The sequence below is a fragment of the Corynebacterium sp. HMSC075D04 genome (assembly GCF_001815635.1).
Classification (GTDB): domain Bacteria; phylum Actinomycetota; class Actinomycetes; order Mycobacteriales; family Mycobacteriaceae; genus Corynebacterium; species Corynebacterium coyleae.
On sequence record NZ_KV821325.1, the window covers coordinates 35,447 to 61,183 of the forward strand.

A 25,737-nucleotide genomic window follows, 5' to 3' on the forward strand; every position below is an offset into this window, starting at 1 on the left:
CCGATACGCACCCTAAACACAGCAAATTTCTAGTAAGGAACGCTCAGGTGAATTTTAGGTAACGGCAGATGCGAAAAGGGCGGCACCCAACCTGGTACCGCCCTTCGCTTACGCGCTCAGACTACTTACTGGAGGAGCCTGCGTTCTCCGACGAACCTGCGTTCTCCGATGAGCCCTTGCTTGACGACGAGCCCGTCTCGCCCGAGGACGTCACACGCTCCGAGGAACCCAGCACCGTCATGCCGTTGTCGAAGCCCTCTTCGCGGCAGGCCTGTGCAATCAGCACACCGGTGAGGCTGGCTGCGGCGATGACACCGAGTGCGATGCCCAGCGGCTGGAGCTGCTCGCCGTAGCCTGCGAACTGGCGGTTGATGGCGTCTGCCTTCATCTGCAGTTCGCGAGCCCACTCAGGCTGCTCCCACTGGCGGCCGCGGTTACCGTGGCCCCAATCGTGCTTCGGCATGGACTCCTGGAAGCGAGCGTTGAGCTCCGCGGATGCCTTCTGGATCTGCGGACCGAACACCTCGTTCACGCCGTAGCCAATGCCGGCGAGGACGCCGATCGGCAGCAGCCACAGGATCGGGCTGTTCTTCGCAAACGCGTTGGCCACGCAGCGCTTCGCCTTATCGGAAGAACCTTGCGGGTCCTTCGGATCGGCAGGCGTCGACGGGTCGGTCGGCTTGCTCGGGTCGGTCGGCTCGCTCGGATCAGCCGGCTTCTTCGTGCCAACCTTGATGATCAGCTTCTGCGCAGGAACCTCGACGAAGCTGCCGTCTTCACGGTGGATGCGCTCGCCAGGCTTACCCGGCTGCACAACCTCGTGCTTGCCAGCTTCAAGTTCGGAGTCCTCGATGACCTCGTAGTCGTAGGCGATCTCCTCAGTCCAGCTGGTGCCCGCCGGCGGCTTGGTGCCAACGCGGACTACGCGCTCGACTGGCTTCTCCACCATCTCGGCGACAGGCTTGCCGTCGACAACCTTGATGGTGTAGCGGCCGTCCTTACCAGCAACGTCTTCGACTTCCTCGCCTGGCTTCAGGTTCGGGTCGTAAACGATCCGGGTGGTGTAGCGGACGTTGATATCGAGCTCACCTTCCGGCGTCGGCTGATCCGGGTTCTCCGGGTCAGTCGGCTCAGCCGGCTTGGTGCCGATGAGGATGACGTGATCCTGCTTCTCAACGAGCGTCTCTTCGGTGCCGTCGGAATTGTGCTGAACCAGGCCGGGCTTGCCTTCCTGTTCAACCTTGTGCTCACCCGCCGGGATGGTGGGGTCAAGCTTGACCTTCACCTCGAACGGGATCCGCTCCTTCCACTCCTGACCAGCCGGCGGCTTGGTGCCAACACGGATGATCTTCTCGACTGGCTCCTTCACGACCTTCACCGAAGGCTGACCATTCTCGACGGTCACCTCGACCTTGCCGTTCGCACCTTCCTGGTCCACGATTTCCTGACCAGGCTCGAGCGTCTCGTCGTAGATGATCTTCGTAGTGTACGGAAGCTCGACTTCCTTCGGCTCGACCGGTGGGGTCGGCTCGTCGGTCGGCGGAGTCGGCTGCTCCGGCTCATCGGTCGGCGGCGTCGGATTCGCAGGCTTCTTGGTGCCGATGCGGATGACCGCATTCTTCGGTTCCTTCGTGCGCTTCGTCTCGACGACTGGATCGCCGGACGGTTTGCCGTCGACAAGCTTCTGCGTCGATGTCACGACCTCTTCGCCGAACTCGCCCTGCTCGATGACCTGCTTGCCCTCTTCGAGGTTCGGGTCTTCGATGACGTCAGTGCCGAACTCCACGGAACGGGTCGTGGAAGAGACCACGCTGTCGTCCTCAAGGCCCGGGCCGAACTCGACGATTCGCGGAGTCGGCTCGGTGCGATCGGTGACCTCGGTCTTGGTGGCTTCACCGCTGGTACCTGTGAAGGTTGCAGTGTAGGTGGCTTCGCCGTCCTTGCCTTCCTGAACAACCCGAACCTCACCCGGAGCGAGCTCCGAGTTCGGACGCAGTTCCGTCGGGTACGGGATGGGCTCCTTCCACTCCACCTTGTCGGTAGCAGTTGCCTGCTTGGTGCCGACCTTGATCACCTTGGTGACCGGCTCGGTGGTGGTGGTTTCGCTGCCACGCGTTGCCTCGACGACCTTGCTGTTCACGATCTTCTGGGTGATCTTGGTGATCTTCTCACCAGGCTTGCCCTCGGTGACAACCTTGTACTCGCCGGCAGGGATCTCCGGGTCGTACTCGATCACGGTGTCGAACGGAATCGGCAGCTTCTCTTCCAGCTCGTACGTGCCATCGGTCATGGAACCGACACGGACAATCTTCTTCTTCGGCGCCTTGGTCTGCTCGACGGTGATGCTCGGCTCGCCGTCTGGCTTGCCGTCCTTGATCTTCTGGGTCGAGGTGATCAGTTCCTCGCCCTTCTCGCCTTCCTGCTCGACCTTGGTCTGGCCGACCGGCACCGTGTTGTCCACGATGAACTCGGTCTCGAAGTTGACCTCGCGGGTCGTCTTCGACGTCAGCGTCTGGTCAGGAGCGGTCGGACCGTATTCGATGATCTCGTTGACCGGATCCTTGGTCTGCTTCTCCGTAGGGGTGACCGAAGAGTCGTCGCCCTTGGAGGTGAAGTTGGCCGTGTAGGTCTTCTCGCCCGGCTCGCCCTTCTGGACGATCTTGATCTCGCCCGGCTTCAGATCCTTGTTCGGACGGGTTTCAACCTCGAACGGAACTGGCGCCTTCCACTCGACCTTCTCAGAGGTCTCGGACGGCTTGGTGCCGACCTTGATCACCTGATCGACAGGCTGCTCGGTGATCTTCTCCTCAACGGTGGCCTCGCCATCCGGCTGGGAGTTGGTGACCTTCTGGGTCACCGTGGTGGTCTTCTTACCCGGCTTGCCTTCGGTGACAACCTCGGACTTGCCAGCAGGCATGTTCGGGTCGTACTCGATCTTCACACCAAACGGGACCTCAGACTCGACGGTCTTCTTGGTTTCACCGGTGGTCTTGGTACCGACACGAATGATCTGCTTCGTCGGCTCCGCGGTGCGCTCAGTCTTCACGACCGGGTCACCCGAAGGTTTGCCGTCGACAAGCTTCTGCGTGGAGGTCACGGTGTCCTCGCCGAGCTTGCCTTCCTGATCCACCTTTTGCTCACCCGCAGCGAGCGTGTCGTCGAATACGACTTCGGTATCAAACGGCACTGGCTTCTTCACAGTGGTCACGAGCTCGCTCGGAGCAATGCCCGGACCGTACTCGATGATGCGCGGCTTGGCTTCCTTGGTGGTCTCTTCCTCAGCGACCTGTGCCTCAGACCCCTTGGCGGTGAACTTAGCGGTGTAAGTCTTCTCGCCGTTCTCGCCTTCCTGAACAACCCGGGTTTCACCAGGCTTCAGGTCCGGGTTCTCGCGAACCTCAGTCGGGTACGGGATCGGGAACTTCCAGGTCACGTCCTTGGCGCTCTCGGCCGGCTTGGTGCCGATGACGACGACCTCGTTGACCGGCGCCTTGGTCTGCTGCCAGGTGCCGTCCTTGTGCATCTTCGCTGCACCCGGCTCGCCCTTGGTTTCAACCTTGTACTCGCCGGCAGGGATGGTGTCGTCGTACTTGTACTCGACCTTGAACGGTTCCTCACGCGTCGGAAGGCCGAGGACATTGACGACAGCGTATGCAATATCCGTTGAACCGTCTTCGTAGGTCACGGTGACCGGAATCTTGACTTGCGTGCCCGGCTTTGCATCCGCAGGTGCGGTTGCAGTGATCTGGCCATTGTCGTCAATGCTGACATTCCAACCAGCCGGAACATCGCCCAGCTTGTAGGGGTTTTCCTTCGCGACGTTGACGTCCTCCGGCTTTTGAAGATCAACTGGCAACGTTGCAGCTTCACCCGGGTAGACGGTTTCCACGGGGTATACCGGCTCAGCTTCCCAGCTGTTGGTGTGCTTCACCACAGTGGTGACGGGGACCTCTGGGCGGGAACCGTCCGGAGTCTGGACCGTAACCGTGATGGTCTTCTTGTCACCCGGCTTAGCGGTTGCCGGCGGGGTGGAAGACACAACACCGGTCTTCGGGTCGATGGTGTACTTCCAGCCGTCGACTTCCTGCTCCGTTACCGGATTGCCGTCCTCGTCGTTACCGAAGGAGTACGTCGAGTCTTGCGGCGCACCCGTTACCTGGTGGTCAACAGCCTGGTTCGGGCCGGTGACCTGCACGTTGTACTGCGGGGCGACGTCGCCCTTGATCACAACGACGGTGCCCTTCACCTTCTGCGGGTCAGCGCCATCGTAGTAGGCGAGAACCGGTACATCCAGGATGTCGCCTTCCGGCGCATCCTTTGGGATGGTCGTGGTGATCTTGCCGGTGTTTTCGTCAATCTTAACGGTCCACGTCTTGCCCTCTTTACTTGTGAGGGTAATCGTGGTTTGACCGTTCTCGAAGGTGTAGCGCTTCGGAACCTCGTCAGAGGTGTTACCGCTGAGGCCACGCTCAGGAACGTTCGGGATCAGGCTGACCTTGGCGTTCGGCTTGTTGGTCACCGTATCGTACTCAGGGACCTTGATGTCCACGATCGCCTGGAACTGGGTCTCAATCTCATCGTCGGTGCCATCCGGGTAGGTGGCCTTCACCTTCGGGGTGATGACGGTGCCCGGCGCAACAGAATCGTCTGCCTTCGCGGTGACCTTGCCGGTCGCATCGACCGTGACGGTCCAGCCGGACGGTACGGTGTCCGGGTCAACCTCAAACTTTGCTGGGTGGACTGGCTTGTGGCCCTTCATGATGGACTTGGTGCCCACCTGCGCGGTGAGGTCCTCACCGATTTTGCCCTTGGTCAGCCCCGGGCGTACCAGGTCGGTGACCTGGGTGTTGTTCGGGTCAACGACCACCAAGAGCTGGAGAACATCGGTGGAGCCGTTGGAGTACTCCAGCGTGATCTTGGGCTGCGCGAAGGTGCCTGGCTTCGGGTTTTCCGGTGCGGTGACGGTGACGTTGTAGTCCTCGTCCATCTCGACGGTCCAGCCCTCGTAGACGTACGTTTTATCCAGGGCGACCTTCGCCTCGAAACCGCCGTCGCCCTTTTTCTTCGCCAGCTCCTTGATCAGGTCAGGGGTCTGGGTGAAGGTGACCCTCTGCGGCTCGGTAGCCAGCGGTCCGGTAGCGCTATCGACGCCGGAAATGATCGTGGCGTCAACCTTGTCATACCGAGGGTTATGTTCATCCGTGTTATCCAGGGAAAACGCCTGGGAGCCGATGACGTTCGCCTTGTTGTAGCGTGTCAGCGAGTTGGAGCTGTCGAAGACTTGAGTGGTGCCAAACTCATTGTTGTTCTCACCAGCGGCCTGGAGCTGGTCCACGTTACGCGGCTTCGCCAGAACGGAGAAGTTCACGTTCTTGTCAGTTGCCAGGTCGGTACCGCGGTACTCGGGCCAGGTGAAGTAGATATCGCCGGTCTTGCTGTCGATACGCAGGAGCTGCTCGCCGCCGGATGCTGCCGGGTCCGTGGTGCCGATGAACTTGCCGTTGCCGTCGTAGGCTTCCACGACCATGCGGGACATGGAGTCATCCGTGCCACCGCCGGTCACAGCAGGAACGTTGATCTTACCGACCTTGGATACTTCTCCAGGGACAATCACGTGGTTCTCGGATACATCGGGAGTATCCCACGACACCGTGATCGGGTTACATTCGATGTTCTCGCTCGGCCACGGGTTCACGACGGCCGTAAAGGCCAAATTGTCTCCCCTGGTGGCCCTTGGACCTTGAGGATTTTCCTGCTTATAGTTGCCCTGCCAGGCATAACGTACCGGGTTAGCGGTAGTGGCCTCAGCGAACTGCTTGACTTTCGCATCGGTCAGCTTCGCATTGAGATTCAGGGGTCGTTGTGGCCCAGAAGCAGTAATACCGAGGATTTCGTCGGCCTTGTGCGTGACTTTCTTGTCAACAAGGGTCTGACCGGCACTCATAGCGGGAATTTGAGCTGCATCGAGGTACGTGCCCATCCTGCCGTTATTGGTAAAGCCCCAATCAGCGAACGTGCGGTCCTTCGAGTTATCAAAGGAGACGCTCAAGCCCCAGGCTTTCTTGTTGGGGCTGCTATCACTCGGCTCAGAGGTATACCAGCTGAAACCAGCCTGGCTGCCCTCCGGGGTTTTTTCCGAGACAACACACGAGCCGGCCGGAAGATCGGAGGCCTTCTGGGCGTCCTTCTCTACCGCGCCGGACTTGTCGCGGATGCCGCCGCTGAGGGTGGCGGCTGCAGCGGACGGCGCAAGCGGGCCAGGGGCGACGACGCTCAGGCCGCCAAGGGCGAGTGCGATCACAGACGAGGCTGCGATGCCCGTGGACGTTGACTTACGTAGACGCCGAGATGATTCGGCCATGTGGTACTCCTCTTATTATCCACTGAACGTGGGCCGCGGAAGCGGCTTCTCGGTCAGGTAGCTGTTTTGTAACCTTCGCTTAGCCAGACAGCTAAGCAATAGATGACATCACATTTTAGAGGCGTACCGGACGCGTGTCTAGGTGGCGGTTTACTCGGCGGATCGGCGCCATACCCCCGCCAGCCCCGCTGCGGCGAGCAACGCGGACAGCAGCAGTGCGGCGACCACACCACGGTAGTCGCCACCATTGCCGGCGGCGGACACCGCAGTCGACGCCCAGTGCATGGGCGCTGCCTGCGACAGCGCTGCCCACACCGCGTCCACCTGTGCGGTGGTAGCGGTCCGCCATACCCAGCCGACGAGGCCAGTCTGCGCCAGCGCGACCACCGCGGCGACCCCCAACCCGATCGCAGGGCCACACAGGCGCATCAGTACCGCAGCAAGCCCCGCGGATGCCAGCGCACCGGCGAGCAGGCCAGCAGCCACCACTGCATACTCCTGCGCGCCGAAGCCCGCGCCGAGGACACCGGCCAGGATGGTGCCGGCCGCCGCGATAACGATTGCGCCGGGGAGGATGATCCACCGGCGGGTGCGCGTCGATAGGCAAAATGCTGCTGCGAGCGCCGTACCGCCCAGCACCGCCATCGCGGCGAGCAGCATCGCGGCAATAGGCGCAAGCGTCGATCCGGTCTGCTCCGCACCCGGGGTACCCGGCGCGACCGCGGGCACCGGGAGGGCCGCACGCACGGCGGAGACCTTGTCGGCGTTCATGCCGGCCATCTGGTCGATCTTTTGCACGCCGGCGACCAATTCGTCGATGCCACCGGTGGCCTGTGCGGTCTGCCCCTGCAATTCCCGCAGGCCCGCTGCCAACTCGGCAGCGCCGTTGGTGGCTGTATATATACCGTCGTGGTAGCTGTACCCCGGAACGGCGAGCTGGTTAGCAAGGTCGCGGGAACCGTCGCGCAGTTGGTTCATCTTCGCCACCACATCCGGCGGCAACTGGGCCGTCTGGGCTTGCTCGCGCAGACCTTTGAGCGAGTCGCGGGCCTGGACCGCATCCGGATCCTTCGCGTCCTTGAGTTCAGTGAGCGAGCGGTCGATCGCGCCGACCACCTGGCCGCGCACCGCCTCAAAACCGGTGACCTGGTTGACCACCTCGCCGATGGAGTCCGCCAACTGGGTCGCCCCCGCACCCAACTGGCCGGTACCGGCTTGGAGTTGCACCATGCCGTCAGACAACTGCTGGGAGCCGGTCTGGGCGGCAGCGAGGGCGTCGAGAAGCTGCTGCGTCTGCCCCTGCGCCTCACCAACACCTTCGGCCAACTTGCCAGCGCCCTCCTTGAGCACCTTCGCCTGCTGGCCAGCCTCACCGGCGGCACGGCGCGCGTCCCCAAGGTTGTCCGCACCAACCTGCGGGGCGCCGGACACCTCCGCATCGCGCGCGGCGTTCGCCCACGTGGACGCCGGGGACAACGGCATAAACACGCCAACCACCAGCGCCAACAGAGCACACACCAACCGCAACGCGTTGTCCGATTTCATGCAACTGTTCTTATCACCAGTCACATGCGTTCTGCGGGAGGCGCACCGCTCGCCCACGCAGCTTGATACTGTCTTTAACGTTCATTGCCAATCCCTTACAAACCTTTGAAAAGGGTTCACCATGACTCTCCCCCTCGTCATCGGGCTCGTTGCAGCAACGGTGGTGCTTTCGCCGCTGCTGGTGCGAGTCATGGACAGGAAAGCCGGGTACCCGCTCGCAGTGCTGCTGTTCGCTGCCGCAGGTGTGCTGGGCACCAACTTCACCGACGTTTCCCAGGGCAGCGACCTGTTGTGGTCGTTTGTGTGGGCGCGCGATGTGATGGGTACCGGCTCCGCGATCGAGTTCGCACTGCGCGCGGACGGCTTAGGCATCTTCTTCGCACTGCTTGCGCTGGTCATCGGCGGTGTGGTGTTCGTCTACTCCGCCGCCTACCTGCCCGAAAAGCAAGGCAACACGAGTTTCTACACCATCATGACGGCCTTCACACTGTCTGTGCTGTTGCTTGTGCTTGCCGACGACGCCGTGCTGCTCTTCATCGCCTGGGAGCTCGTCTCCATCGCGTCGTTCATGCTGATCGCCCGATCCGGCTCGTCGGGTGAGGCCGGCTCGTACCGCACCCTGATCCTCACCTTCTTCGGTGGCCTGACGCTTTTGGCGGGCCTTGCGGTCGCCTCCATCCAGGCAGGCACGACGCGCCTTGCGGGCATTTTGGCCGCGGACGTGTGGGGCGACAACCGCGTCACCGTTGTCGTGGCGCTGCTCATCGCGTTCTCCGCATTCACCAAGGCCGCGCAGTTCCCGTTCCACTTCTGGCTGCCGGAAGCCATGGCGGCCGCCACCCCGGTGTCCGCGTTCCTGCACGCCGCCGCTGTGGTCAAGGCCGGCGTGTACTTGCTGCTGCGCTTCTCCACGATCTTCCACGACGTCGCCGCATGGAACTACCTGCTGGTCATCATCGGCCTGTTCACGGCGATCATGTCGGCGTGCTTCGCCATCACCAAGACCGACCTGAAACACCTCACCGCATACTCCACCGTGTCGCACCTGGGCTGGATCGTCGCCGCCATCGGCGTCGGCTCCCCCATCGGCCTGGCTGCCGCGCTGACCCACACGTTGGCGCACGCACTGTTTAAGTCCTCGCTGTTCATGCTCATCGGTGTGGTCGACCACGAGGTCGGCACCCGCGACATGCGACGTCTGGGCAAGCTTTACGACAAGATGCCATTCACGTTCGCCTCCACCGTGGTCGCGGCCGCCTCCATGGCCGCGGTTCCACCGCTGTTCGGCTTCGTGTCCAAGGAATCCATCCTCGACGCCTTCCACGAAGCTCCCTACGGCATGGCCCTGCTTATCATCGCCGGCTTCGCCGCGTTCCTGACGTTCCTGTACTCGCTGAAGATTGTCTTCGGCGCGTTCGTGGACGGCCCGAAGGACATGTCGCACGTCCACGAAGCACCCGTCGCCCTCTGGCTGCCGGCCGCACTGCCGGGCTGGATGTCCGTCGTCCTGCCGTTCATGCTGTTCTGGGTGGACAACCCCGTCTCCGCAGGCGTGCGCGCAATTACTGGCGACGACACCTTCACCACCCACCTGTCCATCTGGCACGGCCTGACCGCACCGTTCATCGTCTCCCTGATCGTTCTGATCGCCGGCGTGATTTTCGCAGTTGCCTTCCGCAAACCCGTCTTCGCAGCGCTGCGCAACAAGCAACTCCTGCCTGCCGACGGCCCCGACGTTCTCTTCCGGATCACCCGCAGCCTGTCCGACTTCGGCGAGCAACTGGGCAAGCTGGCCGACGGCTTCAACCCGTCACGCCACCTCTTCCCACTGCTGGCATCCGTCACCGCCATGGGCCTGTGCGTCATCGCACTCACCGACGGCATCGACGGTGTAACCCCAGCCGACCGCGCCGAAGGCCTCGACGTGTGGTGGGACCTCATCCCATTCGCCATCATTGCCATGTCGGTCCTGGGCATGGTGTTCACTCGCTCCCGCCTGGCCTCCGCCGTACTGCTGGGCACCGTGGGTGTGGGCATGACCCTGCAAATGTTCATGCTCGGCGCCCCCGACGTGGCGCTGACCCAGTTCCTCGTCGAGGCACTCACCGTCGTGGTCATCCTGGTTGTGCTGCGCTACCAGCCGCGTGTCTTCCCGGAGACGAAGCCTCGTCGAAAAGCACTTGCTGCTGTATTCGCACTGCTCGCTGGCGTGGTTGCCTTCTTCGGCGTCTACGGGCTGACCGGCCGCCGCGGCCGCTCCGAACTCGCCGAGTGGTACCTCACCGAAGGCGGCGACGTCACCGGTGCCGACAACATCGTCGCCGTGATCATCGTGGAGTTCCGTGGCTTCGATACCCTCGGCGAACTCTCCGTTCTCGGCATGGCCGCCGTGGTCATCGCCGCCGTGGTTGCCTCCATGCCACGCCACGTGTTCGAAGCCGGCACACGCCCGCGCCCGTTCGGCCAATCGCAGCTCAACTCCATCCCGCTGCGCAAGGCCGCCGCGCTTGTCGCCCCAGTACTCGTCGTACTGTCGGTGCTGATCTTCTTCCGCGGCCACACCGCACCAGGCGGCGGCTTCGTCGCAGCACTGGTCATGGCAACCGCATTCGCCATCAACTACCTCTCCCGCGGCTCGGATGCCGACGTGGTGAAGAACTTCACCCCAATCCGCCTGACCGGCTGGGGCATCATCATCGCGATCTCGTCTGGCTTCCTCGGGTTCATCGAAGGCGGTTTCATGTACGCCATCCACGGCGAGGTCGCCGGCGAACACATGACCACCTCCCTGATCTTCGACTTCGGCATCTACCTCGCCGTGCTCGGCATGGTCACCGCCGCCATCAACGCACTCGGCGGCTACCTGCGCCCCGGCGCCGACCTGTCCGACCTGGACTACTCGCGCGACGAAGCCGAAAACCCACTGCCGTCCATCCCCGAGCCGCTCCCGCCGGAAAACCCGGTGGACGCACACCCCGACCCGATCAACCCGGCGCACGACCCGCAGCCGGTTATCACGAAGGAGCCTTAACCCATGGTCATGGCACTTACCATCGCGGTCCTCGTCGCGGGATCCGTCTACCTCGTACTCCAACGCGGCATGGTGCGCATCGTCTTCGGCATGTCCCTCTTCGGCCACGCCTCCAACCTCACCCTGCTCGCCGCAGGCGTGGGCTCCTGGCGCGGCGAAGCATTCCCCTCCCGCGTCCCCTTCGAAGACATGGGCGACCCGTTGCCACAGGCATTCGTGCTGACCGCCATCGTCATCGCAATGGCAACCACCACGATCCTGCTTATGCTCGCATCGCTCGGGCGTAACGACGACACCGCCGAGCAACCCACCGGCACCGACGCCGGCTACTCCAAGATGTGGCTCAGCCCCTCCGCACTGTCCACCGCCGGCCGCAACGCGCGCCTCAACCCCAAGAAGCTGGAAGAGATCCGCGCACGCGAGATCAGCCACGTCACCAACGATGATCTGAAGGTGAAAGACTAATGGCCGTCGACGCAATCCTGCCTATCTTCGTTGCGCTACCGCTGATCGTCTCCGCGGTCACGGCGCTGAGCCCCTGGAGGAAGCTCAACAACACGCTCGCCATCGCCATCCCGGCGATCAACCTGGCAATGGGTGTGTGGCTCTACCTCTACACCGCTGAGCACGGCACGATCGCCCACGTCATCGGCCTGTACCAAGGCGGCGTTGGCATCTCGTTCGCCGCGGATACGTTCTCCGCGGTGATGATCGTGACCACCATGATCGTGGCGCTGACCTCCAACTGGTTCGCCATCGCCGTCGGCGAAACCCAAGCACGCTTCTACACACCGTTGTCGCTGGTGCTGATCACCGGCGTGTGCGGCGCGCTGCTCACCGCGGACCTGTTCAACTTCTTCGTCATGATCGAGGTCTGCCTCCTGCCCTCCTACGGCCTGATCGCCATGTCGGGCACCCGCCACCGCCTGCTGTCGGCGCGTATGTTCGTGCTGGTCAACCTGGCGGCGTCGACAATGCTGGTGCTCGGCGTGGGCTACCTCTATGCGGTGACCGGCGTGGTCAACCTCGCCTCCCTGCAGGGTGTGGCTGCGGGCAACGGCCCGGCAACGGTGGCGGCCGGCATCGTCGTCATCGCAATCGCTGCGAAGGCTGGCGTGTTCCCCGTTTACACCTGGCTGCCACGCACCTACCCGTCCACCTCGGCCGCCGTGATGGGCCTGTTCTCCGGCCTGCACACCAAGGTCGCCGTCTACATGCTCTTCCGCATCTGGGTGATCATGTTCGACATGGACCCGCGCTGGAACACCCTGCTGATCGTGGTCATGGTCATCTCCATGATCATCGGCGGCTACGCAGGCCTGGCGGAATCCACCATGCGCCGCGTGCTCGCCTACCAGATGGTCAACGGCATGCCGTTCATCCTCATCATGCTGGCATTCACTAACGACGACGCCCGCTACGCCCTGGCCGCCGGCCTGCTCTACACGCTGCACCACATGGTCACCATCGCCGCCCTGGTGCTCAACTCCGGCGCGATCGAAGAAACCTACGGCACCGGCACCATGGCCAAACTCTCCGGCATCGCCCGGCGCGACCCATGGACGTCTGCGGTCTTCGTCGCCGGCGCATTCTCCATCGTCGGTTTCCCGCCATTTTCCGGCATCTTCGGCAAAGTCACCATCGTGCTCGCCGCCGCAACACCTGGCGACTGGCGCTCCTGGGTGGCCATCACCGCCATCATCGTCGCCTCCTTCGGCGCCCTGCTGTCCATGATGCGCCTCTGGCAACGCGTGTTCTGGGGCCGGCCCATGCAGCACTACCCCGAAGCGCTTAACGTGCGCGTGAGCTTCATGCTGCCGTCCGCGGTGCTCATGATCCTCTCGCTCGGCATGTTCATCTTCGCCGGCCAAATGTGGGACATCACCACCACCGCAGTCGACGACCTACTCAACGTCGACGCCTACACCAGCGCCGTACTTGGCGACGACTCCATCGGAGGCGATAACTAATGCGAGGCATCATCCACGCCGCGGGCTACACCTGCTGGATCATCAAAGAAATCTTCGCCGCAGGCTTCGACGCCGTGTTCAAGGCATTCAACCCGGCGACCAAGATCGAACCGATCGTCATCTACTACCCCATGCGCCTGCGCACCGACTGGGAAGTGTTCTGGTTCACCACCTCCATCACCGCCACCCCAGGCACCCTCTCCATGGGCCTGCGCCACCCCATCGAACCCGGCGGCCCCATCACCCTGCTGGTGCAAGCCGCGTTCGGCTCCGACCCGGAAGACGTCATCGCTGGGCTGGCGGATATGGAGGAGCACGTGCGGCCGTCGCTACGCAATAGCCCCATCGACCCAACAACCGTCATATGGGAGCCCTACGTCGACCACGGCCCCACGCCTGACGACGACACCGTCCCGCCCGCAGAAAGGATGAACTAAATGTTTGTCACCATCATGCAGGCCTGCCTCATCATCATGGCCATCTGCCTACTCATCTCGCTTGCAGCGGTCATCCTGACCAAAGACGAACTGTCGCGCGCCGTCATGGCCGACATGGTTTTCTACGGCATGATCGCCATCTTCCTCGTCTGGACCCTGTGGAACACTTCGTCCATCGCCTACGAGATCCCGATCCTCGCCGGCATCGTCTGCGGCGTGATCCCAACGATCTCCATGGCCCGCATCATCTCGAGAGGACGCCGCTAATGACCGCTTACGAAATCATCGTCGCTGCCCTGGTCATCCTGGCCACCATCTGCGTCATCGCAGCCACCATCCTGCAACTGCGCGCCCCCGACGCGCTCACGCGCGTCAACCTGCTCGGCCCCCTGGTGGTCATTGCGTTTCCGATCCTGATCATCGCGAAACTCATCTACTCCTGGTCCACCACCGGCTTCGACCTCAACGACTTCATCCGCGCCATCATCGCCATCCTCGGCGTCTGGATCGTCGGCTCCGTCGCATCCTTCATCATGGGCCGCTCCCTCTACGGCGTGACGGTGTCCGACAAACTGTAATCTCTACAGGTTGTGAGCAGGAACGACGAAGGCTACATCACCGAACTGGCGCTACGCGCCGGCCGCGGTGACAAAGCCGCGCTCACAGAATTCATCCGGCTCACCCAAGACGACGTGTGGCGCCTGCTTGCCCACCTCGCAGGCCCCCAACACGCCGACGACCTCACCCAAGAGACCTACCTGCGCGTCCTCGGGTCGCTGCCGCGCTTCCAGGCGCGCTCGTCCGCCCGCACGTGGCTGCTCTCGCTCGCGCGGCGCGCCTGGGTCGACTCCGTCCGCCACGACATGGCACGCCCCCGCAAGTCCGCCGCCGAATACGAAACCGTCGCCGCCTCCGACCCCAGCCCCGACAACCCCAACACGTGGGGTGACGTCATCGACGCGCGCTCGCTTCTCGACGAACTCCCCGCCGAACGCCGCGAAGCACTCGTATTAACGCAGGTCCTGGGCTACACCTACGAGGAAGCCGCGAAGATCGCAGGGGTGCGCGTGGGCACCATCCGATCCCGGGTTGCGCGGGCCCGTCGCGACATCATCGCTGGCACCGAGTAAATTATCTACATGCTGAAAAAAGCCTTACTTATCTCTGCCGCGTTCATCGGCACCGTGGTCGGCGCAGGCTTCGCGTCCGGCCAGGAGGCCATGCTGTACTTTTCCGCCTTCGGCACCCAGGGCCTGTGGGGAGCGATCCTCTCCTCCGCCCTCATGCTGATCGCAGGCGTAACCATCCTCCAGCTCGGCTCGTTCTTCCAAGCCAAGGAGCATATGGAAGTGCTGGGCATGATTTCGTCGAAAGTCATGGGCTGGATCTTGGACATCGCCACCATTGTGACGCTGTTCTCCATCGGCTTTGTCATGTTCGCCGGTGCTGGTGCCAACCTCAACCAACAGTTCGGCCTGCCCGTGTGGATCGGCGCGGTGCTCATGCTGCTGATGACGCTTGGCTTCGGCATGCTGGACGTGGACAAGGTCACCGGCGCTATCGGTGCGCTGACCCCGTTCCTGCTCATCTTCGTCATCGTCGGCTGTGGCTGGACCCTGGTCAACGGCCACCCCGACTGGGACGCCCTCAACATCGCCGCATCCAACGTGGAGACGTCACTGCCGAATTGGTGGGTCGCCGCCCTGAACTACACGGGCCTGAACATCATCTGCGTGACGTCCATGGCCATCGTCATCGGCGGTAACCAACTGGACACCCGCGCTGCCGGCCTCGGCGGCCTGCTGGGCGGCGTGGGCTACCTGGTCATGCTGATCCTGCTGGCGCTGTCGCTGCTGGTGAAGATCGAGACCGTCGAAGGCGACGACATGCCGCTGCTCACCCTGATCACCGACCTCAACCCGACCATGGGCACCATCATGGCCCTAGTCATCTTCGGCATGATCTTCGCCACCTCGCTGAGCATGTTCTACGCCCTGGGCAAGCGCCTCGCCCGCGGCCGCGAAGAACGATTCCGCCTCATCTTCGTCGCCGCCTGCCTGATCGGCTTCGCGCTGTCGTTTGTGGGCTTCCAGTCGCTGGTGTCCACCGTCTACCCGATCCTGGGTTACCTGGGCATCCTGCTGATCACCGTGATGACCCTGGCGTGGCTTCGCGGCATCCCGAAACTGCGCAAGGAAGGCGACCGTCGCCGCCGCGCACTCGAACTGACGCGCAAGAAGATGGACCCGAGCGAGCGCTTTACCAAGAACGAGGAACGCGAACTCGAGTACATCACGTCCAAGTCCAACGTGGATGAGGAGGAACTCGTCGAGGCACTCGAGGAGGAAGTTGCGCAAGAGCTTCTCGACGACGACGAGATCGACTACGACGAAGAAGACCGCGAAAGCCCCTCCGACCTGGTCTACATCTCCTACACGGAGCCCGTGTCGGCCGAGGAGTACAAGGCGAACCCGGACGAGCCGTGGAACGACAGCACCGTCGACGACATGATCGCCGCCGAGGAGGCAGCCGAAGCCGCCGAGCGCGAGGAAGAGGAGCGCCGCCTCTAGCCGCACATACGAAAAGAGGGAGCAGGTTCTGCTCCCTCTTTTTTATGTACCGGCTAGACCAGCAACTCGGCGATCTGGATCGTGTTCAGCGCGGCACCCTTGCGCAGGTTGTCGCCGGAGACCACGAACACAAGGCCGCGGTTGCCGTCGATGGTCTGGTCCTGGCGGATGCGGCCGACAAGGGAGTCGTCGATACCCGTTGCCTCGCGCGGGGTCGGGACCTCGACGACGCGCACGCCCGGCGCGTTTCCGAGCACCTCGGCGGCGCGCTCCGGGGTGATCTCCTTCTCAAACTCCGCGTGCACCACCATCGTGTGGCCCGTGAACACCGGGATGCGCACGCACGTGCCTGCGACTTTGAGTTCCGGGATGTCCAGGATGCGGCGGGATTCGTTGCGCAGTTTTTGTTCTTCGTCGGTTTCGAAGGTGCCGTCGTCGACAATCGAGCCCGCCATCGGCAGCGCGTTGAACGCGATCGGGGCGACGTACGGGCCGAAATCGCTGTTCTTGTCGGTCACACCGTCACGCACCAGCACGTGCGGGTCGCCCAACTCGGCGACCTGGTTCGCCAGCGTATCCACGCCGGCGAGGCCAGAGCCGGAAACGGCCTGGTAGGAGGAGACGCGAAGGGTGCGCAGCCCGGCTTCGTCGTGAAGCGGCTTGAGCACTGGCATCGCGGCCATGGTGGTGCAGTTCGGGTTGGCGATGATGCCCTTGGCCAAGTTCTTCACCGTCTCCGGGTTCACCTCAGACACGACGAGCGGGACGTCGGTGTCCTTGCGCCACGCCGAGGAGTTATCCACCACGGTCGCACCAGCTGCGGCGAACACGGGCGCCCACTCGCGCGACGTGGAACCACCGGCGGAAAACAAGGCAATGTCGACGTTGGCGACGGACTCCTCCGTGACCTTGGTCAGGTCCTCGACGACGATGTCCTCGCCACGGAACGCAATCGTCGTACCGGCGGAGCGCGGCGATGCAAAGAAGCGCACCTTATCCGCCGGGAAGTTACGTTCGGTAAGGATGTCGCGCATCACGCGGCCAACCTGGCCAGTCGCGCCAACAACAGCAAGCGTGGTCATTTGCAAAACTCCTTAACGTCCAGTGCCTGCGTACACCACGGCCGGCTCGTCGCCGCCGAGGTCAAACTTCGAGTGGATCGCACGCGCCGCCTCGGCCACGTCGGCCTTGCGCACCACGGCGGTGATGCGAATCTCGGAGGTGGTGATCATCTCAATGTTGATGCCCGCGTCGCGCAGCGCGTCGCAGAAATCAGCGGTCACGCCCGGGTGAGACTTCATGCCAGCGCCGACGAGCGATACCTTGCCGATCTCATCGTCGTACGTAATGTCGTCCCAACCTTCGTTGACCTGCATGGCGCGCAGCAGTTCCATGGTGGCGGCGCCGTTGGCCTTCGGCAGGGTGAAGGTGATGTCCGTCTTGTTGTCCTCGATGTTGGAGATGTTCTGGATCACCATGTCGATGTTCACCTCAGCGTCCGCGAGCGCGCGGAACACCTTGGCGGCCTCGCCCACCTCGTCGGTGATGCCCAGGATGGTGATCTTGCCTTCCGAATCGTCGGTGGCCACACCGGTGAGAACTGCTTCTTCCATGGGGATATCCTCCAATGCTCCGGCGACCAGGGTGCCGGTGTCGTTGCTGTAAGACGAGCGCACCCGCAGGGGCACGTTAAAGGCACGCGCGTACTCGACGCTGCGCAGTACAAGAATTTTGGAACCGCTGGCGGCCAGCTCGAGCATCTCCTCGAAGCAAAGCTTGTCCAGTTTGCGGGCGTCGGCCACGATGCGCGGGTCTGCGGTGTAGACGCCGTCGACGTCCGAGTAGATCTCGCACTCGTCGGCCTCTAGCGCGGCGGCGAGCGCGACGGCGGTGGTGTCGGAGCCGCCGCGGCCAAGCGTGGTGACGTCCTTCGTTTCACGGTTCACGCCCTGGAAGCCGGCGACGATGGCGATGTTGCCCTCGTCGATTGCTTCCTTCACACGCCCGGGCGTGACCTCGATGATGCGGGCGTTGCCGTGGCGCTCCGTGGTGATCACGCCGGCCTGGGAGCCGGTAAAGGACTGCACCTTCTCCCCCAGCGCGTCGACCGCCATGGCGACCAACGAGTTGGAGATGCGCTCGCCTGCGGTGAGCAACATGTCCATTTCGCGTGCCGGCGGGTTCGGGTTGACCTGTTCTGCCAGGTCGAGCAGTTCGTCGGTGGTGTCACCCATTGCCGAGCAGACAACCACCACATCGTTTCCTGCCCGGCGCGTCTCCACAATGCGCCGGGCGACCGCGTTGATGCGCTCGGCGCTTTCTAACGAAGATCCTCCGTATTTCTGGACAATCAGTGCCATGTCAGCCTCCCACGGATCCTTCGTGCATTCCAACGGTCAAGAATAGCGTCCCAAAAGCGTTGGTTGGCGTCTCTCGCTAATATCATTCACCGTGCATAGTATTTTTCTCGCCGTTGTCTTCGCGCTGCTTTCGGCGGCGACGATGGCGGCGGGCACTGTGTGGCGCCACCGGATCATGCGTGACGGCAGTTCGGTGGTGAAGTCCATGCGCCGGCCAGCCTGGTGGGCGTCGATGGGGCTTGCGTTTTTGGCCTACGGTTTTCAAGCCGCGGCGTTGGCGTTTGGCACGCTGCTTGTGGTGCAGCCGATCCTGGCGCTCTCCCTTATGTTGACGTTGGTGTTTTCGGCGCGTGCGGAGCATCGCCGGATGCACCAGGCGGAAGCCTTTTGGGCGGTCATTCTCACCGCGAGTGTGGCTGGCGTGATCGTGTTCGGCCGCCCCATCCCCGGCGAGCGCGAGCCCGCGACCTGGGAGTGGGCCACCGTGGTGGGGGTCGGTGCGGTGGTCTCGATACTTGCCCTCGCCATTGCTTCTCGACGACGCCCCAACACCCGCGCACTCATCGACGGCATCATCTGCGGCGCCATGTTCGGCTTCCAGGCCGTGTTCTCCAAGGTGGCGGTGGACGCGTTCGTCCACGGCGGCGTCTCTGGACTGCTCGCCTCCTGGCAACTGTGGGCGATGCTGGTCGCCGCGACCGCCGGCACCATCGTGCAGCAATACGCCTTCGCCGCCGGCAACCTGGCCACCTCCCTGCCAGCCTCCAAGATCGTCGAACCCCTGCTGGCGTTCTCGCTCAGTCTGACGTTGCTGGGTGAAAGCTTCAGGCACCAGTCGGTGCTTGGGTACGTGCTGGTGGGGTCGTCGATAAGCGTGATGCTCATCTCCGCGGCGTTCCTCACACGAGTTTCCATAAAGTGATGTAGGGTGTGACGCATGTCGCAACGGACGCTTCTCCTTCTACGCCGCGGCGGGAATCAGGCCCACTAACACGGCCGGCACCCCGTCGCGGAGTTTCTCATTGCCGGCCGTGGACACCCCCGACAATGAAGGAACCAAACAATGTCCGACTTCTTTGCACCCCGCGAAATCCAAACCCCCTCCGGCCCACGCAACGAAGGCCAACCCGCCTGGAACAAGCAGCGCGGCTCCCAAATGCCAGTCGAGCGCTACCTGACCTTCGCCCAAGAAGTAGAAGACATCACCCTGCCGGACCGCACCTGGCCCGACAAGAAAATCACGCACGCGCCACAGTGGTGCGCCGTTGACCTGCGCGACGGCAACCAAGCCCTGATCGACCCAATGAGCCCCGAACGCAAGCGCCGCATGTTCAACCTGCTGGTGGAAATGGGCTTCAAGGAGATCGAGGTCGGCTTCCCCTCCGCATCGCAGACGGATTTTGATTTCGTGCGCGAGATCATCGAAAAGGACATGATCCCCGACGACGTCACCATCCAGGTCCTCGTCCAAGCCCGCGAGCACCTGATCCGCCGCACGTTCGAAGCCTGCGCAGGCGCGAAGAACGTCATCGTCCACTTCTACAACTCCACCTCCAAACTGCAACGCCGCGTGGTGTTCCGCAAGGACCGCGAGCAGATCAAGGCCCTGGCCACCGACGCCGCCGAACTGATCAAAACCATCGCCGCCGACTACCCCGACACCAACTGGCGCTGGGAATACTCCCCCGAATCCTTCACGGGCACCGAGCTGGAGTTTGCAAAGGAGGTCTGTGACGCGGTCGTCGCAAAGATGGGTGCCACGCCAGACAACCCGATGATCATCAACCTGCCCGCCACCGTGGAAATGATCACCCCCAACGTCTACGCCGACTCCATCGAATGGATGCACCGCAACCTGGAGCACCGCGACAGCGTCATCCTCTCCCTGCACCCCCACAACGACCGCGGCACCGGCGTCGCCGCAGCCGAACTCGGCTACCTCGCCGGCGGCGACCGCATCGAAGGCTGCCTGTTCGGCAACGGCGAGCGCACCGGCAACGTCGACCTGATCACTCTCGGCCTGAACATGCTCACCCAAGGCGTCGACCCCCAAATCGACTTCTCCGACATCTCCCGCATCCGCGACGTCGTCGAATACTGCAACCAACTGCGCGTACCGGAGCGCCACCCATACGGCGGCGACCTCGTCTTCACCGCATTCTCCGGCTCCCACCAAGACGCCATTAACAAGGGCCTCGACGCGCTCGCCCAAACCGTCCGCCCCGACGCCACCAGCGAAGACGTCACCTGGGACGAACTGCGCGACACCACCTGGGAAGTGCCCTACCTGCCCATCGACCCGAAGGACGTCGGCCGCACCTACGAAGCCGTCATCCGCGTCAACTCCCAATCCGGCAAGGGCGGCGTTGCCTACATCATGAAGACCGACCACGGCATCAACATGCCCAAGGCCATGCAGCCGGAGTTCTCCGCCGTTGTGCAAAACATCACCGACTCCGAAGGCGGCGAAGTCAACTCCAAGAACATGTGGGACATCTTCGCTCAGACGTACCTCGACTTGGACACCCCGCTGGACCTGGCGTCCTACCGCATCGACGCCGCCGAAGAAGAAGGCGAAGACACGCGCGTGTCGGCGGTGGTGTCGTACGAGGGGGCTCGTCGAGAAGTGCAAGGCTCCGGCAACGGCCCCATCGCGGCATTCGCCAACGCACTCGAGCAGATCGGCATCGACTTCGAAGTGCAGGACTACTCGCAGCGCGCCCGCACCGCAGGCGACGACGCCGACGCAGCCTGCTACATCTACGCCGACGTCGACGGCACCTCCGCCTGGGGCGTCGGCATCGCCGGCTCCACCACACGTGCCTCGCTTGAAGCAATCGTGTCGGCTGTGAATCGCTCCTACGCCGCGAACTAGGCCGCCTTGCCCAAGAGGTCTATACTTGGGCACACCTTTACAGGCGGTGAGGAGAACGGATGCGAACCTACGCGGTACCCGGTGGCGGATTTGACGTCCCCATTGAGCACCCGCTTATCGACGACCCCACCGCCACCCCCTTCACCGCCACCCTCAACCCCCTCGACCGAGGCGGGTTCGAGGTACTGCACGGTGACGCCGTAGTTGGCGTGTTGAGCGCCGGGCGCCGCGCCGACCTCGACCACATCGCCCGCCACGGCTTCGCACCCCAAGTGCGCGCACGCATCGACGGCGACGACATCGTCCTCGACCTCGCCGTCCCCAGCCTGTCCATCCCCACCAACGAACCACCCCGCGCCCCCTGGGTCCTCCTCCCCAGCGGCCAGACCTACGCGGTGGGCCCATACGAAACCGACCAACACCCCACCCAAGTCCTGGCAGTGATCGCTCCGGGTGGGGACGTGTCGGTCGATGGGCGCGTCGTCGCAAAGCTAGACGCTCCGGAACTTGCCGACACCATCGCCGATCTCACCGCACGCGACCTCACCATCGTCGCCCGCGGCACCACCGACGGCCACACGCTGACTATCGACGCCGCCCCACACACCGGCGACCTCAACATCTCACCCCTGCCATTCTTGCCCGCCCTGCCGCGCGAAGACGACACCGGATTCTTCGCCACCGTCGACGCCGAAGCCGCAGCCCTCGCAGCCGACACCGAAGAACACGCCGAACTCGACACCACAGGCCGCAACAGCATCGCCGGCCGCCTTGTCGCCGCCGGAGCCGCCGTCATCGCCGTCGCCGTCACCGTCGTCGGCACCACCATGATCAGCGCATCCTGGCGCGAAGACCAAAGCTCCGTCTCCCCCTTCCCCGAAACCGTCACCAACACGACCACGTCGGAATCGTCGGAATCGTCTGAGTCGGAGACGCCCGAGACGTCCGAACCGTCGGAGGCGTCGGAGTCATCGGAATCGCCCGAGCCTTCCGAAGCACCCGCGCCAAGCGCCCCCGCCGTGCGCGTGCCCACCCCGCAGCAGCAACTGCCCGTACCGGCACCTGCGCCCGCTCCCGCGCCCGCTCCCGCTCCCGTGCCGGCACCAGCGCCTGCTCCTGCCCCGGCACCCGCACCCGCTCCGGCACAAGAGCAAGCACCGGCCCCCGCACCCGCACCTGCCCCGGCGCCCGACCCACGCCCATACGAATACTCCATCGGCGGCTTCAAAGTCCGATCCAACGCCCCGCTCGACCGCCCGCTGTATGAGGTCACCGAGCCGTAGTACCCTCTGAACAATGAGTGACTACCCCTTCGTCGCAGTATTCGTGCAGGCAACCGGCATCCACCCGGCCACCGCACGCCTGCTCACCATCGACGCAGTCACCTTCGACGCCTCCGGCCGCATCGGCGAAGACTTCCACGCCGTGATCAACCCCGGCACCGACCCCGGCCCCGCCCACACCCACGGCCTCACCCCACACGACTTCGCCCAAGCGCCACGCTTCTCCCGCCACCTGCGCACACTGGACAAACTTCTCGACGGCCGCACCCTCATCGTCCACGACGCCCCCACCACCTGGGGCTTCATCGTCTCCGAGGCGAAACGCGCCATGAACGCCGCCGCCCGCGCCAACCGCTCACGCCGCGGCCGAGGCAACAAACGACGCCAACGTGTCGGACACGTGCCGCGGCCGGAAATGATTGTGGACGTGCTGGCGTCGTCGCAACGCAATGGCCACATCCCCACAGACACCCGCATCAACGCAGTCGCCAACATGATTGGCGTCGCATCCCCACCCGCAACCGCCTCGCTCGAACGCGCCCAAATCCCCGAAGCCGACTTCTCCCGCGAACAAACCCTCAAACTCATCGCCATGTACCTCCACATGGCCGACAACCCCGCCACCTACAACCCCGCCGACCTCACCGGCGACAAATTCGGCCTCCAACGCAGCGCCATCCGCGTCGACGCCGAAAAAGCCCCCGCACTCACCGCCAACCCCGGCCCCCTCAGCAACGACGGGCTCAAACCCGGCATGGAATTCGTCATCTCCGACGACATCACCCGCAACCCCGACGACCTCATCGACGCCGCCATGCGCGCCGGCCTGACCTACCGCGAAAAACTCACCCGCGAAACCTCCGTCACCGTCTCCGACGCCAAACTCCACGGCGCCGAACTCCGCGGCAAAGCCATGCACGCCGACCGCAAAAACATCCCCGTCGTCTCCGGCGACGAATTCGCCCGCCTAATAGGAGACATGACCCCCGCAGAGTAGCCTTGTGCGCATGCAAGGACCCATCTCCCGAGCCCGGGCACGCCTAGCGACGACCGCAGCCAACCTCGCCACCGCAGCCTCCCGCGCCACCGGACGCGGCGCCGGCGGCATGATCGGCGGCCTCGTCGCAGGCGCGATCGACCCGAACATCATGGCCACCCTCGGCGGCGGCCGCCCCACCGTGCTGGTCACCGGCACCAACGGCAAATCCACCACCACCCGCATGCTCGCCGGCGCCGTCCGCACGAAACACACCGTGGCCACCAACGACGGCGGCGACAACATGGACGCCGGCATCATCTCCGCTTTGCTCGCCGGCAAGGACGCGGAGGCCATCGTGCTCGAGTGCGACGAACTGCACGTCCCCAAAGTTGCCGAGCGTCTGCAGCCGAAAGCGTTCGTCCTGCTGAACCTCACGCGCGACCAATTAGACCGCGTCGGCGAGATCAACTCCATCGAACGCGCGCTACGTGGGGCGGTGATGGCGCATCCGGATGCGGTGGTCGTCGCTAATTGCGATGATGTGCTCATCTCCTCGATCGCCTACGACCACCCCAACGTCATCTGGGTCGCCGCGGGCGCCGGCTGGCTCGGCGACTCCGTAACCAACCCACGCTCCGGCGGGCACGTCGTGCGTTCCTCCGTCACGCACGACGAAGAAACTGACTGGTACGCCGTCGAACCCCTCCCCGACGGCCGCGAATTCCGCCGCCCCACCCCGCAATACACCGTCACCGACAACGCCCTGCAAACTCCGCAAGGCGCAGCGGTGCTCGACCTGAAACTGCCCGGGCGCGCGAACCGGGGCAACGCCGCCCAAGCCATCGCGTGCGCCGTCGAGGCCTTCGGGGTGCCGCTCGACGACGCGGTGCGCGCCGCCAGCGAAGTGGACAACGTCGCCGGTCGCTACACCACCGTCCACCTCGGCGAACACGACATCCACCTGCTTTTGGCCAAGAACCCGGCCGGATGGCAGGAGGCGCTGTCGATGGTGGACCGTGACGCCGACGGCGTGGTCATCGCCGTCAATGCCAAGCAAGGCGACGGCGAGGACGTCTCGTGGCTGTGGGACGTGAAGTTCGAGGACTTCGGCGACACCCACGTCGTCGCCGCCGGCGAGCGCGCCACTGACCTTGCGGTGCGCCTGACGTACGGCGGCATCGCCCACGAGCGCGTCCCGGACCCTGTGGAGGCGATTCGCGCCTGCCCGCCGGGTCGCGTGGAGGTGTTGGCCAACTACACGGCGTTGCTGAATCTGCGCCGCGCGCTGTCGAAGCAGGAGGATTACCGTGCCTAAACTCACCATTGGTCTTGTGTTGCCCGACGTGTTGGGCACGTACGGCGATGATGGCAATGCGTTGGTGTTGCAGGAGCGTGCGCGTCTGCGCGGTATCGATGTGCACATCGAGCGCTTTTTGCTTAACGACGACATCCCCGCCACCTGTGACATCTACACCCTCGGCGGCGGCGAGGACTCCGCCCAGTTGATCGCCGCTGCCCGCCTGAACGCCTCGCCGGGGCTGCAGGCGGCTGCCGCTGATGGTCGTCTGGTCTTCGCGGTGTGCGCCGGTTTGCAGGTGTTGGGACATACGTTCCGTGCGCATGGCGAGGAGGTTGAGGGCGTGGGGCTTCTGGACATCACCACGTCGCCGTTGGATACCCGCGCGACGGGCGAACTCCTGTCCGAGCCGACGCAGGCCGGCATCACCGCCGAACTGACCGAGCCGCTAACTGGTTTTGAGAACCACATGGGCGCCACCGTGCTCGGCCCTGAGGCGGAGGCGCTGGGTGTGGTGACGCGCGGCGTCGGCAACGGTGTGCCTGCCGGTGCTGGTGCTGCCGCAACCGCAGCACCGAGCACCGCCACACGCACAGACGCGAAAGTGGATGGCGTGGTGCAGGGCAGCGTGATCGCCACGTACATGCACGGTCCGGCGCTCGCGCGAAACCCGCAGTTGGCGGATTTGCTCATTGCACGCGCGCTGGACGTGCCGCTTGCGGAGTTGGCTCCGCTTGATCTCGAGGATGTTGCCCAACTACGTCGGGAACGCCTCGCCAAATAGTTGGTCCATTGCCCCGCGGGTGGTGTTTTTCACCGGGAAGCCGCGGGGTGAGATCCATACTGGGGCACCCCGCACCATCACGATCCGGCCGCGTTTCTTACGCCACGGATCATCATCATTGACCCGATTGTGATAGCGACACAACGGCGCCAGGTTGCCAATATTGGTCTCCCCACCATGCCGCCACGCTTCCACGTGATGTAACTCGCAATTGTCTGCTCCGTGACGACAGCCAGGAAACGCAC

At 63.8% G+C, this 25,737-nt stretch carries 19 protein-coding genes; 14 read left to right on the forward strand and 5 right to left on the reverse strand.

The genetic code is table 11. The features are described 5' to 3' along the window. Positions 1-121: 121 nt before the first annotated feature. On the reverse strand, positions 122-6,361 hold the full coding sequence (locus HMPREF3048_RS04015) for a G5 domain-containing protein (protein WP_083316719.1): 6,240 nt from the start codon (positions 6,359-6,361) through the stop codon (positions 122-124). A gap of 150 nt (positions 6,362-6,511) precedes the next feature. Then, the gene (locus HMPREF3048_RS04020; protein WP_070771262.1) at positions 6,512-7,906 is read right to left on the reverse strand and encodes a hypothetical protein; all 1,395 of its coding nucleotides are present in this window, start codon (positions 7,904-7,906) and stop codon (positions 6,512-6,514) included. Between the two features lie 121 nt (positions 7,907-8,027). Between HMPREF3048_RS04020 and HMPREF3048_RS04025 the strand changes: the two genes are divergently transcribed. The 8 genes from HMPREF3048_RS04025 to HMPREF3048_RS04060 are packed head-to-tail and all read left to right on the forward strand — an operon-like array spanning position 8,028 to position 15,914. After that, on the forward strand, positions 8,028-10,937 hold the full coding sequence (locus HMPREF3048_RS04025; RefSeq protein WP_070771263.1) for a DUF4040 family protein: 2,910 nt from the start codon (positions 8,028-8,030) through the stop codon (positions 10,935-10,937). 3 nt (positions 10,938-10,940) lie between these two features. Further along, positions 10,941-11,402 carry a cation:proton antiporter subunit C gene (locus HMPREF3048_RS04030; protein WP_070570765.1) on the forward strand — a complete coding sequence of 154 codons (462 nt, stop codon included), beginning with the start codon at positions 10,941-10,943 and terminating at the stop codon, positions 11,400-11,402. Further along, positions 11,402-12,907, forward strand: a complete 1,506-nt coding sequence (locus HMPREF3048_RS04035) for a monovalent cation/H+ antiporter subunit D family protein (RefSeq protein WP_070771264.1) — start codon at positions 11,402-11,404, stop codon at positions 12,905-12,907. Before HMPREF3048_RS04030 ends, HMPREF3048_RS04035 begins: the two co-directional genes overlap by 1 nt. After that, on the forward strand, positions 12,907-13,344 hold the full coding sequence (locus HMPREF3048_RS04040; RefSeq protein ID WP_070771265.1) for a monovalent cation/H+ antiporter subunit E: 438 nt from the start codon (positions 12,907-12,909) through the stop codon (positions 13,342-13,344). Before HMPREF3048_RS04035 ends, HMPREF3048_RS04040 begins: the two co-directional genes overlap by 1 nt. After that, complete coding sequence (locus tag HMPREF3048_RS04045) at positions 13,345-13,611, forward strand: cation:proton antiporter (protein ID WP_070614343.1); 267 nt, start codon at positions 13,345-13,347, stop codon at positions 13,609-13,611. Further along, positions 13,611-13,922 (forward strand): Na+/H+ antiporter subunit G, encoded by a 312-nt coding sequence (locus tag HMPREF3048_RS04050; protein ID WP_070771266.1) that lies wholly within the window; start codon positions 13,611-13,613, stop codon positions 13,920-13,922. Before HMPREF3048_RS04045 ends, HMPREF3048_RS04050 begins: the two co-directional genes overlap by 1 nt. A 12-nt stretch (positions 13,923-13,934) precedes the next feature. Then, positions 13,935-14,474, forward strand: coding sequence for an RNA polymerase sigma factor (locus HMPREF3048_RS04055; RefSeq protein WP_070421570.1), 540 nt, complete (start codon positions 13,935-13,937; stop codon positions 14,472-14,474). A 9-nt stretch (positions 14,475-14,483) separates the two neighbouring features. Next, positions 14,484-15,914: a YkvI family membrane protein gene (locus tag HMPREF3048_RS04060; protein WP_070421571.1), complete on the forward strand. Its 1,431-nt coding sequence runs from the start codon at positions 14,484-14,486 to the stop codon at positions 15,912-15,914. 53 nt (positions 15,915-15,967) lie between these two features. Here HMPREF3048_RS04060 and HMPREF3048_RS04065 read toward each other — a convergent pair whose 3' ends face one another. Beyond that, positions 15,968-16,996: an aspartate-semialdehyde dehydrogenase gene (locus HMPREF3048_RS04065; RefSeq protein WP_070771267.1), complete on the reverse strand. Its 1,029-nt coding sequence runs from the start codon at positions 16,994-16,996 to the stop codon at positions 15,968-15,970. 12 nt (positions 16,997-17,008) lie between these two features. Next, positions 17,009-18,274 (reverse strand): aspartate kinase, encoded by a 1,266-nt coding sequence (locus HMPREF3048_RS04070; protein WP_070771268.1) that lies wholly within the window; start codon positions 18,272-18,274, stop codon positions 17,009-17,011. Between the two features lie 91 nt (positions 18,275-18,365). Here HMPREF3048_RS04070 and HMPREF3048_RS04075 point away from each other — a divergent pair, with 91 nt between their 5' ends. The 6 genes from HMPREF3048_RS04075 (at position 18,366) to HMPREF3048_RS04100 (ending at position 25,492) form a co-directional block, all read left to right on the forward strand. Then, complete coding sequence (locus HMPREF3048_RS04075; RefSeq protein WP_070421574.1) at positions 18,366-19,196, forward strand: DMT family transporter; 831 nt, start codon at positions 18,366-18,368, stop codon at positions 19,194-19,196. A 141-nt stretch (positions 19,197-19,337) separates the two neighbouring features. Beyond that, positions 19,338-21,149, forward strand: coding sequence for a 2-isopropylmalate synthase (gene leuA / locus HMPREF3048_RS04080; RefSeq protein WP_070771269.1), 1,812 nt, complete (start codon positions 19,338-19,340; stop codon positions 21,147-21,149). Positions 21,150-21,208: 59 nt separating this feature from the next. Continuing rightward, a complete protein-coding gene (locus HMPREF3048_RS12060) occupies positions 21,209-22,432 on the forward strand; it encodes a hypothetical protein (protein ID WP_070771270.1) in 1,224 nt (407 codons plus the stop codon). A gap of 13 nt (positions 22,433-22,445) precedes the next feature. Next, positions 22,446-23,429, forward strand: coding sequence for an exonuclease domain-containing protein (locus HMPREF3048_RS04090; RefSeq protein ID WP_070771271.1), 984 nt, complete (start codon positions 22,446-22,448; stop codon positions 23,427-23,429). Positions 23,430-23,439: 10 nt separating this feature from the next. After that, on the forward strand, positions 23,440-24,726 hold the full coding sequence (locus tag HMPREF3048_RS04095) for a Mur ligase family protein (RefSeq protein WP_070771272.1): 1,287 nt from the start codon (positions 23,440-23,442) through the stop codon (positions 24,724-24,726). After that, a complete protein-coding gene (locus tag HMPREF3048_RS04100; protein WP_070771273.1) occupies positions 24,719-25,492 on the forward strand; it encodes a type 1 glutamine amidotransferase in 774 nt (257 codons plus the stop codon). The genes HMPREF3048_RS04095 and HMPREF3048_RS04100 overlap by 8 nt, the downstream gene beginning before the upstream one ends. On the opposite strand, the gene HMPREF3048_RS11760 is transcribed toward HMPREF3048_RS04100, so the two are convergent. Continuing rightward, a partial coding sequence (locus HMPREF3048_RS11760; RefSeq protein WP_141758849.1) for an HNH endonuclease signature motif containing protein occupies positions 25,466-25,737 on the reverse strand: 272 nt, incomplete at its 5' end. The genes HMPREF3048_RS04100 and HMPREF3048_RS11760 overlap by 27 nt on opposite strands.